Origin of the sequence: Kerstersia similis, from assembly GCF_965139615.1 — a bacterium.
GTDB lineage: Bacteria > Pseudomonadota > Gammaproteobacteria > Burkholderiales > Burkholderiaceae_B > Kerstersia > Kerstersia similis.
Genome location: NZ_CBCSIQ010000001.1, coordinates 149,470 through 162,882, shown reverse-complemented (window position 1 = coordinate 162,882; position 13,413 = coordinate 149,470). Strand labels below are relative to the sequence as shown.

The window sequence follows — 13,413 nt, the reverse complement described above, 5'->3', positions numbered from 1 at the left end:
CGGTGCAGCCTGTACCCGCCAGGCAACGCCTGCGCTATCCGCCTGGCGGGCAGGCAATGCCAGACCATGCCCGCCCGATCGCGCTCACGCAGACAGAAAGCGCGCCGCATACGCGGCTTCACGAAAACCAACACCCACCTTGCCTTGGCTATCGACCGCTACCGGACGACGCACCAGCGCCGGGTATTCGGCAATCAGCGCCAGCCAGGCGGCATCGCCATCCGGGCTGCGCGCCGATTCCGGCAGATTGCGCCAGGTCATCGAGGCCCGGTTCACGAGTTTTTCCCAGCCGCCCAGTTGCGCTGCCCAATCGCGCAGCAGTGCCGGGTCTATGGGGTGGTCGCGATAGTCCACAAACGTATGGGCGACCCCATGGCTGTCCAGCCAGGCCCGCGCCTTGACGCAGGTACTGCACTTGTTCAGACCATAAAGAACCAGACTCATGACGCGATCTCCTTGCGCTTTTGCAGGCGATAGGCAATGAGCACGCATATACCTACCGCCACAATAAAGATAGTGGCCAGCGCGTTGACCTCGGGCTTCAGCCCCAGGCGCACACGGGCGAAAATTTCCGGGGACAGCAATGTCGAGCCCGGCCCCGAAAGGAACGAGGCAATCACCACATCGTCCAGCGACAGCGTGAATGCCAGCAGCCAGCCGGCCGCCAGTGCCGGAGCGATCAGGGGCAGCGTGATGCGGAAAAATACCGTCAAGGGCGTCGCGCCCAGATCCAGCGCAGCCTCTTCCAGGGAGCGGTCAAACTCGCGCAGGCGTGACTGGATGATCACCGCCACATAAGCAGTGGCCAGCACCACATGCCCGACCCAGATGGTAAAGACCCCCTGCCCCTCCGGCCAGCCCGTCAGATTGTGCAGCTCCACGAACATCAGCAGCAGCGAGATCCCCAGAATGACCTCGGGAATCACCAGCGGCGCACTGATCATGGCAACGAACAGCGAAATGCCGGGAAAGCGGCGCATGCGCGCCAGCACATACCCTGCCCAGGTGCCGATGATGACCGCCATGGTGGCCGTCATGGCGGCTACGCGCAATGACAGCCACGCCGCCGACAGCAGCACATCATCGTTGAGCAGTTCACGGTACCAGCGCAGCGAAAAACCGCTCCACTTGGTCACCATCTCCGAAGCATTGAAGGAAAACACGACCAGCGTCAGCAGCGGCAGGTACAGAAAGCCGAAACCCAGCACGAAACTGAGCGCGCGCAGCCAGGGATTGGGCTTCATGCCTTGTCCTCCACATCGCCCGCCACCCGCATCTGGCGCATCTGGTTGCGCTGGAACCAGACAAAAGGCACCAGCAGGAACAGCACCATCACCACCGTAATGGAAGCCGCGACCGGCCAATCCGAATTGCGTGAGAACTCATCCCAGACCAGGCGTCCCATCATCAGCGTATCGGCGCCGCCCAGCATTTCCGGAATGACGTATTCCCCCACGCACGGAATGAAGACCAGCAGTGCCCCCGCCACGATACCCGGCCAGGCCATAGGCAAAGTGACATGAATGAAGGCCGACCATGGCCGTGCGCCCAGGTCGTAGGCCGCTTCCAGCAAGCGGTTGTCGAGTTTCACCAGCGTGGCGTAAAGCGGCAGGATGAAGAAAGGCAGATAGGCATAGACCATGCCGACATACACTGCAAAATCCGTGCGGTACATCGGGATGGGCGCGTCGATGATGCCCAGCCACAGCAACAAGCTGTTCAGCAGGCCATCGTTGCGCAGAATGCCCACCCAGGCATAGACCCGCAACAGCAGCGAGGTCCAGAACGGCAGGATGACCAGCAACAGCAGCAGGCCGCGCACGGCGGGCGCAGAGCGCGCGATGTAATAGGCCAGCGGGAAGCCGATCAGGATGCACCAGACCGTCGTGACGGCCGCCATCTTGAGCGAATTCAGGTAGGTGGCGACATACAGCGAGTCGTTCAGCAGCAGCAGGTAACCACGCAAATGCAGGGAAACATGCAAGGCCTCTTCCTTGAACTCGGCCAGCGCCGTATAGGGCGGCAGGCCGAAGTCCTGGTCGGCAAAGCTGATCTTCAGCACCAGCAGGAAAGGAACCAGCAAAGTCAGCGCCAGCCACAGATAGGGTGGCACGATGGCCAGCAGCCGCGACAGGCTGGGCAGGCCCGAGCGCTCATGGCGCCAGCGTTTGAACATCATGATGCCAGCACCACGCCGCTATCGGCATCCCAGGTGATATACACCTCGTCGTCGATGCCGGGGGCATCTTCGCGGGCCAGCATCAGGCCGGGCACACTGGCCTCCACGACCTTGCCGGAATCCAGCCGGATCTGGTAGAGCGCATAACTGCCCAGCCAGGCCATGTGGCTGACCACGCCACGCGCCCAGTTGACCTCGCCGGCCGGCTGCTCCCGGCGCACCAGCACGCTTTCCGGCCGCAAGGACACATAGACTTCCATGCCCAGCGGCTCGCTGATGCCGTGATTGACATACAGCTGCCGCCCCAGCTCCTCGCAGTCGATGGCCACGTGATCCGGTTCATCCACGACGATGGTTCCGGTGAAGATATTGGTTGAACCAATGAAGCTCGCGACAAAACGCGAGTTCGGGAAGGCATAGACATCCTGCGGTGTGCCGCACTGGACGATTTCGCCATCCGTCATCACCGCCAGGCGGTCGGCCATGGTCATGGCCTCCTCCTGGTCGTGCGTCACCATGATGCAGGTCACGCCCACCTGATTGAGGATGCGCACCAGCTCAATCTGGGTTTTCTGGCGAATCTGCTTGTCCAGCGCCGACATGGGCTCGTCGAGCAGCAGCAGCTTGGGGCGCTTGACCAGGCTGCGCGCCAAAGCCACCCGCTGCTGCTGCCCGCCCGAGAGCTGATTGGGCTTGCGCTTGGCATACGGCACCATCTGCACCAGGTCCAGCGCCTCATAGACACGCTCGTGGATTTCCGTCGGATCCACCCCTTCCTGCTTGAGACCGAAGGCGACATTGGCCTCCACCGTCATGTGCGGGAACAGCGCATAGGACTGGAACATCATGTTCACCGGCCGCCGGTACGGCGGCACCCTGGCGATATCGACGCCATCGAGCAGAATCTGGCCCGAGGTCGGCTGCTCGAAGCCTGCCAGCATGCGCAGCAGCGTCGATTTGCCGCTGCCCGAGCTGCCCAGCAACGCGAACAGCTCATTGCGCCGTACGGACAGATTGACGGAACGCACAGCCACCGTTTCGTCAAAAATCTTCACCAGATCGACAAGTTGCACGAAATCATCCGGATCCACAGCAAAGGGCTGCACCGGGGCGCGGTTTTCCACCATGATGTTCAAAAGCCTGTTAAATCAGCGTCCGGACTTGAGGGAGTTCCAGAGCCGGGTCTGCAATTGCTGGATCCGCGGCGGCTGGGGCTTGATCACGTACAAGGTCTGTGCGACTTCGGGGGCCGGATAGATCATGGGATTGTTCGCCACTTCCGGGTTCACGAATTCGCGCGCGCTCTTGTTGGCATTGGGGTAGAACATGTGGTTGGTAATGGCCGCATGCACCTTGGGCGTTTCAATGTAGTTGATGAAGGCATGAGCCGCATCCACATTGCGCGCATCCTTGGGAATTGCCATCGTATCGAACCACGCCGGCGCGCCGCCGGCCGGGATGAAGTAATCCACCTCGAACTTCTGCCCCGAGGTCTTGGCGCGATGACGGGAAATCATGACATCGCCCGAGAAACCATAGACCATGCAGAGATCGCCGCTGGCCAGTTCGTCGATATAACCGGACGAGCTGAACTGGCGAACGTACGGGCGAATCTTCTTCAGGACCTCCACTGCTTCCTGGTAGTCGTCAGGATTGCTACTGTTGGGATCCTTGCCCAGATAGTGCAATACGGCCGGAAAGACCTGTGCCGCTTCATCCAGGATGGAAATACCGCAGCGCTGCAGCTTGGCAGCATTTTCCGGCTCGAACAGCAATTTCCAATCAGCCAGATCAACATCCTCGCCCAGGATTTCCTTGGCCTTGGTCACGTTGAAGCCCAGGCCATTGGTACCATAGCCCCAGGGGATCAGGTATTCGTTGCCGGGATCGACGGTCGCCACCAGCGCCATCAGGTCGGGGTCCAGATGCTCCCAGTTGGGCAGCTTGCTCTTGTCGAGTTTCTGGTAGAGGCCGCCCTGGATCTGCCGGGCGGCATAGTGCGTGGACGGCACCACGACGTCGTAGCCCGAACGGCCGGCCAGCAGCTTGGATTGCAACATGTCGTTGCTGTCATAGACGTCGTAACGCACCTTGATGCCGGTATCGGCCTCAAAGCCCGACAAGGTATCCGGTGCCGTGTATTCCGCCCAGTTATAGACGTTAACGACCTTATTATCCTGCGCCATGGCCGGCGATAGGGTCGCCACCGATAGCGCCGCGCCAGCCAGCGCGCCCGCGAGCGCACGCCTGCGCGACACGTTCAGGATTTCTTCCCCCATGATGACCCCCGCGAAAATCCGCATGTGTGAAAAGCCCGAATCATAAAGCCTTTTGCCGGTGAGAACGGGCAAAAATGTGAAGAAATCGACACGCATCAACCGGCTTCACGGCCTCGGGCCGGCGGGCCAGTCCATCCACGGCGTTCCCTGCTGGCGTCAGGCCGCCGTGCAACGCATGTAAGCGCCCGAGAATATCTGCCAGGCCTGCCCACCCAAGGCCTCTCCCCCCACTTTCAGAAACGAGCGCCGCAGGCGCGCGAGGGTTTCCCGCCGTTGGGTTTCGTCCAGGCCCAGTCGTCCTCTGTCCATGTCTATGATCCAGGCCGCGCCGGACGTGTCGAACATCAGGTTGTAAACATTCAGGTCCGCGTGATAGACCCCCGCCTGGTGCATATCGAACACCGCCTGGGCCGCCAGCGTCAGGGCGCAGCTATCCTCCAGGCGCCGAGCCAGCGGCACGGCGCCGGGAATGCGGCGCGTCAGCAAGGCTGCCCGATACCACAGGCCGCTACGCCAATAACCGGCGGCCAGCACCTGAGGCACCGGCAGACCGACGGCCCGCATGGCGGCCAGCAGGCGGAATTCGCGGAAGGGCCGGGTGAAATCCTCGCCCTGCCACAGGTAACGGTCGCGATTGATGCGCGCCAGCAGGCCGCCGCGCCGGTAGCCCCGTAACACGGCGGCCCCGAAACAACCTTCGACATACCAGGCGGCCTGGCGGCCACCGGCCCCGACCGGCTGTGCACCGTCAGGCGGCGCCAGCCAATGCGGCCCGGGCTCAGCCCCGGCCGCCTCACTGCACTGCATGCCCACCTGGGGATCGACCATCATGGCGCCATCGTGCCAGCGCACGATATACTCGCCCGTGCCGTTCAGTGCGGCCGGGTCATGCGTGTCAGCCTTCACGATTGCGCATCCAGTCGGCAACGCCGAAAAAGGTATGCACCAGCCGATCGACCAGCGGCTCGGGCACGTTTTCATCCACCAGGGCGCGGCCCATGCAGGCGACCCACTGATCCCGCTCCTTGATGCCGATCGGGAACGGCATGTGCCTTGCGCGCAGGCGCGGATGCCCGAAACGGCTGATATACAGATCCGGGCCGCCGAAGTATCCGCTCAGGAACCAGAACAGTTTATCGCGCGCCTCGTCCAGGCTTGGACCGTGTACCGCACGCAGTTCACGAAAGTCGTCTTCCAGGTCCATCAGGTCATAGAACCGGTCCACGATGGCACGCACACCCTGCTCTCCCCCCAGATGTTCGTAGAGGCTGCGGCTGGCATCATAGGGTTCGAAAATGGGTTGCACGCGACTCATGAATAACCTTGCATACCATGCGTAGTATTATTATTAAGATATTACAGCTGCCGCCGGTTTGGCGTGATCCGCATGGTAACCGATGCGCGGCCAGCTCCTGGGGGTGCTGCACGATAGCTTCTCCCCTCGCTGCACTGAAAAAATTCTGGTTCCCACCGCGCTGCCCACCCCTCTTCCAGCGCTGTCGGCAGCCTTCCCCTCAGGATCAGGAGCAAACTCACCATGCGTAAGAACTGGCTTGCCATCGCCATGGCATCCGTCGCCATCATCGCCACCGCACCGGCCAGCGCCGCTGCCCCTCTGAAGATGGCCTACGCGCTGTCGCAACAGTCCCATTATGGCGCCGGCGGCGAAGCCTTCGCGCAGTCCCTCACAAACGCCAGCGACGGCCGCTTTACCGTGCAGCAATTCGCCAACAGCGCTCTGGGCGGCGAACGCGAAGTGCTGGAAGGCCTGCAGCTGGGCACCATCGACCTGGCGATCGTCTCGACGGGCGCCACGCTGAACTTCGTGCCCTCCACGGGCGTCTTCGACATCCCCTTCCTGATGCGCGACCTGGATCACGCCCGCACCGTCCTGGACGGCCCGATCGGCGAAGGCATGCTGGAAGATTTCTCCAAACGCGGCCTGGTCGCGCTGGCCTGGGGCGAGCAAGGCTTCCGCCATCTGACCAATAACGTCCGCCCCGTCAGCACGCCTGCGGATGCCAAGGGCCTGAAGATCCGCGTGACCGAAAACCCGGTACACATTGCCGCCTTCCGTGAAATCGGCATGCTGCCCACGCCTATGGCCTGGCCGGAAGTGGCCACCGCCCTGCAGCAAGGCACCATCGACGGCCAGGAAAACCCGTTGTCGGTGATCGTCTCGGCCAAGCTGTCGCAGATCCAGAAGCACCTGTCCCTGACTTCGCACGTCTATGCCCCCACCGTCATCATCGCCTCGCCCTCCGTCTATGAAGGCCTGAGCGATGCCGACAAGGCGCTGTTCAAACAAGCGGCGATCGACGGCGCCAAGGCCATGCGTGACTATGTCGATAACGTCGAAAAGACGGGCCTGGAACAACTCAGCGCCGACGGCATGCAAATCACCACCGATATCGACCGCGACGCATTCCAGAAAGCCGTTCAACCGGCCTACAAGGATTACGAAAAGCGCTATGGCGCCGCATTGATCAAGTCCATTCAGGACACCCAGTAAGCTGGCCTGAGCCAGGACTGCGGGGGCGCCCCAGGCGCCCCCTAGCCATGCCCGGTGTTGCACCGCAACCTCGGGCGTTTCTCTTCCCGAGATCTCTTTATCATGCGTCTGCTCTGCCTGTTCGACCGTGTGCTGTTCCGCGCGGTCTCCCTAATTACTCAGGTTTTGCTGCTCGTCGCCGTCGCGACCGCCTTCTACCAGGTGCTTACGCGCTTCGTCCTGCAAGCCCCCTCCGACTGGAGCGAAATCCTGACCCGCGCCGTTCTGATCTGGACGGTCATGCTCGGCATTTCCCTGGCCTTCCGCCATGGCGCGATGATCAGCGTCGAAATGCTGCGCGAACGCCTCAAGGGCACGCCCTTGCGCATTCTGGAATGGGTACTGGCGCTGATCTGTGCCGGATTCCTGCTGTTCCTGGCCTGGATCGGCGGACAAATGACCCACCGCGTGCGCTTCCAGAGCATGCCCAGCCTGGATATTTCGATTTCCTGGATTTATCTGTCCATTCCCGTGGGCACGACCCTGGCCGCCATTGCGGTCTTTGCCCGCTTGTTCGACCGCGACGCCGCTGCGCCTGAGCGCAATGACGCGCAAGGTTGATGGACTGAATACGGAATCCTCGCCATGTCCCAATTGATGATTATTTCGATGCTGGTGTTTTTCGGGCTTTCCATCCCGATCGCCGTGTCCATCGGTCTGTCCAGCCTGCTCGGCGTTGCCTCCAGCAACCTGACCTGGCTGGTCGTTGCGCAGCAGCTGTTTGCCGCGCTCGACAAATACCCGCTTGTCGCCATTCCCTTCTTCATTCTCGCCGGCAATCTGATGGAAGCCGGCGGCATTTCCGCCCGCATGGTGGACTTCGCCAAGAGCCTGGTGGGCGGCATGCAAGGCGGCCTGGCCTGCACCTGCGTGCTGACCTGCATGATCTTCTCAGCGGTCGCAGGCTCCAGTGTGGCCACCACTTTCGCCGTGGGCGCCATTCTGATTCCCGCCATGGCACGGCACGGCTACCCCGTCCCGTTTGCGGCGTCGCTACAGGCGGCATCCGCCGAGCTGGGCGTGATTCTGCCGCCGTCCATCCCGATGATCCTGTATGCCGTCTCGACGGAAACTTCCACGGGCGAACTGTTCATCGCCGGCGTTTTCCCCGGCCTGCTGATCGGCTTTGCGCTGATGGCCTATGCCTGGTTCTATGCCCGTCGCAACGGCCTGGGCAAAAATGACGGCGACGGCCGCCTGGCCGTCTGGCCTGCCTTCAAGCGCGCCTGGCTGGCATTGCTGATGCCCGTCATCATTCTTGGCGGGATCTACGGCGGCATTTTCACACCAACCGAAGCATCGGTCGTGGCCGTGGTCTATGCCTTGCTGGTCGGCATGTTCATCTATCGCCAGATGAGCTTCAAGAATTTCTCCCGCGTGTTGCACCGCTCGGTGATTTCTACCGCCGTCATCATGTTCATCATTGCCAACGCCGGGGTGTTCAGCTTCCTGCTGAACCGCGCCGGCGTGCCGGACATGCTGGGCGCCTGGTTGAGCACCCTGTTTTCCGACCAATTCACCTTCCTGCTGGGTGTTAACGTCGCGCTCTTCGTGATCGGGATGTTCATCGAAACCTCGGCCTCCATCGTTGTGCTGGCTCCGCTGCTGTTGCCCGTCGCCGTGCAGTTCGGCATCGACCCGGTACATTTTGGCGTCATCATGATCGTCAACCTGGCCCTGGGCATGATCACTCCGCCGCTGGGCGTCAACTTATTCGCGGCCTGCTCCATCGCCAAGATTTCGCTGGAACGGTTGATGAAACCCCTGGTGCCGCTGGTGATCGTGGTGCTGCTGTGCCTGATGCTGATTACCTACATTCCGGAAATCTCGCTGTGGCTGCGTGACGTGTCTTACGGCCGCTAGCGGGTCGGCTGCCCCGCCCAAAACTGGCGCACTGCCTGTGCTCGGCTCTTTTGCCGGGCGCGGGCAGTGCGCCAAATTCTTTCTATTTCCAGGCTTCGGTAACCAGGCATTTCGTGCCGGATTTCTCCCGGCAAAGGGCGTTATCATGCCCGCGTCCCAATGATCAGCAAACATTAAACAAGCGACGCCGCCTGCCTGCCAAGCGCGCGCCAGCCTCACGGGCGCCCCTGGTTTATGAATTTCCTCTCGCTAGAGTTCTCGGCTTTTTTCCTGCTGTTCCTGCTGCCCTATTGGGCTTGCCAGACTGCGCCCCGCATCCAGAACCTTTTGATCCTGCTGGCCAGCTACTACATTCTGGCCAGTTTTCATGTGTATTTCGCACTGGTGCTGGGCGCTTACACACTAGGCATACACCTTTGCGCCGGGCTGATCGCCAAGCAACGCACCCACGGACGCTGGGCGCTGGGCATCGCGCTCGGCCTGGCGGTCGCCAGCCTGGCCTTCTTCAAGTATTTCGACTTCTTCAGCGAAAATCTCAATGCCTTGCTGCTGGCATTCGGCCTGCAGGATTTCCTGCCAGCCCTGCAGGTCATGGCGCCGCTGGGCATCTCCTTCTACACCTTTCACTCGATCAGCTACCTGGTTTCATTGCAGCGCGGCGAAACCCAGCGTGTGCCGCTCTTCGACCTGGCGCTGTTCCTGGCCTTTTTTCCAAGCGTCATTGCCGGGCCGATCAACCGGGCGCGGGATTTCCTGCCGCAAATCCAGGCCCACGCACCGCGCCAACTCAACGAGTATCCGCGCGGGTTGCTGCTGATCGTGCTGGGTATTCTCAAAGTCGTCTGGCTGGGGGCGATGCTGGGCGAGCGCTGGGCCGACCCGGTGTTTGCCAATCCGACGGAATACCATGCGCTAGACGTTCTGCTCGGCCTGACGGCCTACAGCTGGCAGATTTACTTGAATTTTTCCGGCTACACCGACCTGGTAACCGGTCTGGCGCTCTTGCTGGGCTTTCATCTGCCGGTCAACTTCAATGCACCCTACATGGCGACCAATCTGCGCCATTTCTGGTCGCGCTGGCACATCAGCCTATCTACCTGGATCCGCGACTATCTCTACATCCCGCTGGGCGGTTCACGTGCCGGGTTCTCGCGCACCCAGGCCAATCTGATGATCGCCATGGTGCTCTCCGGGCTGTGGCACGGCGCCAGCCTGAACTTCCTGGCCTGGGGCGCCATCCATGGGCTCGGCATGATCCTGTTGAACGGCGGGGACAGGCTGCTTGGCCGTGACTGGCTGGCCGGCAGGTCGCCTTTGCTGGCCAACACCGCCACCGTGCTCTATGTCGGTTTCGCCTGGATATTCTTTCGCAGCCAGACGCTGGAACAAAGCCTGGATTTCATCCACGCCCTCTTCAGCAACTTCCACCAGCCGCTGCTCTTCAACTCCCCGCTCTATCTACTGCTGGCCTGGCTGTGCCTGCTGCTGTATCCCCGTTTTTCCCGTCTGGTCCGGCTGCTGCTGGACCGCTCCGGCCAGACACCCTGGGTATTGCAACCCCTGGTTCTGATTGCGCTGGTATGGATAGGCATGACGCTGTCGCCTCCCGGCATTCCTGGCTTCATCTATGCAAAGTTCTAGCCCGGTGCCGGTCCGCCGGCCATTCCTCAAATTGATGTACACGCTATTGCTGACCGGCGTTGCCCTGGTCTGGCTGATGCAGCGCTCCATCAGCAACTACTGGCTGGAGGTGCACCACCAGGAACTGAGCCTTCCCGTGCTGCAGGATTCCCTCGTCTGGCAGGCCGGCGGTGCCCTCCAGCATGACTGGATGCGCTACCAGAACGCGGGCGTGCTCGCACTGGCCAAGGCTGACGAGCAGATGCGGGAGCGCTTCAACCAAGCCTGGCTGCCGGCCACCGCTGAAATCCGTGCTCCTGGAATCCGTGCTCCTGAAACACACTCGCCCGAGGCACGGCCACATGCGACGCGGCATCCAGAGACAGTTAGCTCTGAAGCGCTTGCCTCTGAAGCGGTTCCAGCCCCGTCCGCCGCCGTAGCATCCGCCACCCTGTCTGCCACACCATCCCTGGCAACCGCCGCTACCGGCCTGACGCCTGACTGGCCCAACCCGGAGACGCCCTCCCTCACCCAGGGCAGCTACGTTTGGCCAACGAGCCCGCCGCCACGCCCGTCGATCTTTCCCACCATCTCCGTGCCGGACACCCGCCTGCTCCTCGCCTCGGCCGCCCGCGCCGCCGCCTCAGTACCGCCCGATGCCGGAACCAATACCGCCATCCACGCCACCCTTCACGCCACTATCAACGCAGCCTCCGACGCGGCCACGCATGTGGAACCCCAAGCGGAAACCAACGCTGAAACCAACGCGGGCGTTGACGCAGGCAGCAACGCCGCGGCGGCCGCTACCGCACGTGTCGCCACGCCAACGGAATCCGCGCTGTCGGCCTCAGCCCCGGAAACGCCAGTCCCTGCGTCGCCACCCGCCAAGATCACGCTGCATGCTGGTGATACCGTCTTTTTCGTGGGCGACTCGATGATGCAGGGGGTCGCCCCGCATGTGCGCAAAACCTTGTTCAAGACGCATGGCATAGAGAGCCTGGATCTCAGCAAGCAGAGCAGCGGCTTGGCTTATACTGGCTTTTTCAACTGGCCTGCCACGGTTGAAAACACGCTCGCCAGCCACCCAGACATCCGTCTGATCGTCGTCTTTCTCGGCCCGAACGACCCCTGGGATTTCCCTCTGGTTCGCGGCCAGCCCTTCCTGCGCTTCAAGTCTGCGGAATGGGAGGCGGCCTACCGCGATCGCATCCGTGCCGTGCTCGACAGCGCCCGGCAACATCAGGCTCATGTCATGTGGCTGGAAGTGCCGGCCATGAAAAAGGATACGCTCAATCAGGCCATGAATTACCTGAACACCTTGTATGCCTCGGAAGTCACCCAGGCCGGCGGCCAGTTCGTTGCCCTCAACGGATTGCTGGGCAATGAAGACGGGGTTTATTCCGCTCACGCACAAGTCGGCGAACGCCGTCTCAAGGTACGCATAGACGACGGCATCCATTTCACGGTCGCAGGCCAGCGCCTGATCGCCGACAGCATCCTGGATCGCATCGAAGTCGCGCCAGCACCGGAAGCAAGCGAATGATGTTTTTGCCACCAAGGCGCCGGCTTGCGATGTTGCTGTTCTTGCTGGGGCTGACGGGCGGTTGCAGCCCCTATCCGCCCATGCAGGCTGCCGCCGCAGCCCCCGCACCGCCAGTCATTCCAGCAGCAAGCATCGCCCCGAAACCCGTCGGCGGGGAAGCGATTGCCTCTGTTCTCGGTGCCGGACTGACGGATTTCGGCGACCCGAATCGCAACCGCCTGGTGCAGCAGGTGCACGCCATGCAGCAAGGCCGTGCCGCAGGCACGCTATCCATTGTTCAGCTGGGCGACTCGCACACGGCCTCGGACACCTTTACCTCCGGCCTGCGCCGTCAGTTGCAGGGCACGCTGGGCCAGGCCGGCGTCGGTTGGATCGCGCCCATGGATGTGCGCGGCCAAAGCCATATGCTGGTGAAAATTCGCTCCAGCCATTGGCAGCTGACCAGCAGCCGTACCGAAGAACACCCGGCCTTTCCTCTGGGGGGCAACATTGCCACGCCGCTGCGCAGCGGCGCCCGCATCCAGGTGGAGCTGCGCCAGCCCGACAACGCGCTGTACCGGGCGTCCTTCCTGGTGCGCCAGCCGCATTCCGGGCAGGCGCTGATCGTGGAGGATGCGCGTGGCCGCCGCCAGACCTTGCGCCCTGCGCAGCCAGGCGACAGCTGGCAAACCGTCACGCTGGATCTGCACCTGCCTTTTTCCATCACGGCGCCGCAGGCGGAAACCGTCCAGCTCGGCGGCATCTGGCTGGAAAAGGCCCATGCCCGCGGCCTGATCGTTTCGCCCATCGGCACCAATGGCGCGCGTCAGACGATTTGGAACAAATGGTCGCCGGACTGGCTCGCCCAGCTGGGCGCCACCCATGCGGATCTTGTCATCCTGGCCTATGGCACCAATGAATCCTTTGACGACACCCTGGTCGCACAGGACATGGCCCACAATCTGCGCACCGGCATCCGGCAAATCCGCCAGGCCCTGCCCCAGGCAGCCATCCTGATCATCGGCATCCCGGACGCCATGGATCGCACCCGGCCCGACCACGCGCCATGCCAAGCACGCCGCCCCGCCATGCACGACACCGTACGACAAGTGCAATGGGAGATCGCCAGCGAGGAAAAAACCCTGTTCTGGGACTGGAAGCAAGCCATGGGCGGCGCCTGTCCGATGCTGGAATGGCAGCAACGGGAATGGGTAGGCAAGGATCTGGTGCACTTCACCATGGAAGGCTACCAGGAAAGCGCCCGGCGCTTCCTGGCGGATTTCCTCGTTTTCCTGAACCCGCGCTGACACTTTCAGCCATCGCCGCCGGCCCTTGCCGGCCCTTTTCCGATGCATGGCGGACCAGGCAGGCTTGGCCGCAGCCGACCTGTCCGCCAAGA

General features: G+C 62.3%; 13 protein-coding genes. 6 read left to right on the top strand and 7 right to left on the bottom strand.

Translation table 11 applies throughout. The annotated features are described in order from the left end of the window. Positions 1–84: 84 nt before the first annotated feature. The 7 genes from ACNA1V_RS00640 to ACNA1V_RS00610 form a co-directional block, all read right to left on the bottom strand. A complete protein-coding gene (locus ACNA1V_RS00640) occupies positions 85–444 on the bottom strand; it encodes a Spx/MgsR family RNA polymerase-binding regulatory protein (RefSeq protein WP_415831634.1) in 360 nt (119 codons plus the stop codon). Next, positions 441–1,244, bottom strand: coding sequence for an ABC transporter permease subunit (locus tag ACNA1V_RS00635; RefSeq protein ID WP_415831633.1), 804 nt, complete (start codon positions 1,242–1,244; stop codon positions 441–443). The genes ACNA1V_RS00640 and ACNA1V_RS00635 overlap by 4 nt, the downstream gene beginning before the upstream one ends. Next, a complete protein-coding gene (locus ACNA1V_RS00630) occupies positions 1,241–2,176 on the bottom strand; it encodes an ABC transporter permease subunit (RefSeq protein WP_415831765.1) in 936 nt (311 codons plus the stop codon). Before ACNA1V_RS00630 ends, ACNA1V_RS00635 begins: the two co-directional genes overlap by 4 nt. After that, positions 2,176–3,306: an ABC transporter ATP-binding protein gene (locus ACNA1V_RS00625; protein WP_415831632.1), complete on the bottom strand. Its 1,131-nt coding sequence runs from the start codon at positions 3,304–3,306 to the stop codon at positions 2,176–2,178. Before ACNA1V_RS00625 ends, ACNA1V_RS00630 begins: the two co-directional genes overlap by 1 nt. 21 nt (positions 3,307–3,327) lie before the next feature. Beyond that, positions 3,328–4,365: a polyamine ABC transporter substrate-binding protein gene (locus tag ACNA1V_RS00620; RefSeq protein ID WP_415831764.1), complete on the bottom strand. Its 1,038-nt coding sequence runs from the start codon at positions 4,363–4,365 to the stop codon at positions 3,328–3,330. A 249-nt stretch (positions 4,366–4,614) separates the two neighbouring features. Continuing rightward, a complete protein-coding gene (locus tag ACNA1V_RS00615; RefSeq protein WP_415831763.1) occupies positions 4,615–5,289 on the bottom strand; it encodes a 3-deoxy-D-manno-octulosonic acid kinase in 675 nt (224 codons plus the stop codon). Positions 5,290–5,353: 64 nt separating this feature from the next. Next, positions 5,354–5,773 (bottom strand): group II truncated hemoglobin, encoded by a 420-nt coding sequence (locus tag ACNA1V_RS00610; RefSeq protein ID WP_415831631.1) that lies wholly within the window; start codon positions 5,771–5,773, stop codon positions 5,354–5,356. Between the two features lie 222 nt (positions 5,774–5,995). Here ACNA1V_RS00610 and ACNA1V_RS00605 point away from each other — a divergent pair, with 222 nt between their 5' ends. From ACNA1V_RS00605 to ACNA1V_RS00580, 6 genes are all read left to right on the top strand, one after another. Then, positions 5,996–6,970, top strand: coding sequence for a TRAP transporter substrate-binding protein (locus ACNA1V_RS00605; protein WP_415831630.1), 975 nt, complete (start codon positions 5,996–5,998; stop codon positions 6,968–6,970). A gap of 102 nt (positions 6,971–7,072) precedes the next feature. Further along, positions 7,073–7,570 carry a TRAP transporter small permease gene (locus ACNA1V_RS00600; protein ID WP_415831629.1) on the top strand — a complete coding sequence of 166 codons (498 nt, stop codon included), beginning with the start codon at positions 7,073–7,075 and terminating at the stop codon, positions 7,568–7,570. Between the two features lie 24 nt (positions 7,571–7,594). After that, entirely contained in the window at positions 7,595–8,872 is a 1,278-nt protein-coding gene (locus ACNA1V_RS00595; protein ID WP_415831628.1) for a TRAP transporter large permease, read from the top strand. 234 nt (positions 8,873–9,106) lie between these two features. After that, the gene (locus tag ACNA1V_RS00590; protein ID WP_415831627.1) at positions 9,107–10,513 is read left to right on the top strand and encodes an MBOAT family O-acyltransferase; all 1,407 of its coding nucleotides are present in this window, start codon (positions 9,107–9,109) and stop codon (positions 10,511–10,513) included. Beyond that, entirely contained in the window at positions 10,500–12,035 is a 1,536-nt protein-coding gene (locus ACNA1V_RS00585) for an SGNH/GDSL hydrolase family protein (RefSeq protein ID WP_415831626.1), read from the top strand. Before ACNA1V_RS00590 ends, ACNA1V_RS00585 begins: the two co-directional genes overlap by 14 nt. Positions 12,036–12,064: 29 nt before the next feature. After that, positions 12,065–13,321 (top strand): GDSL-type esterase/lipase family protein, encoded by a 1,257-nt coding sequence (locus tag ACNA1V_RS00580; protein WP_415831625.1) that lies wholly within the window; start codon positions 12,065–12,067, stop codon positions 13,319–13,321. Positions 13,322–13,413 lie beyond the last annotated feature (92 nt).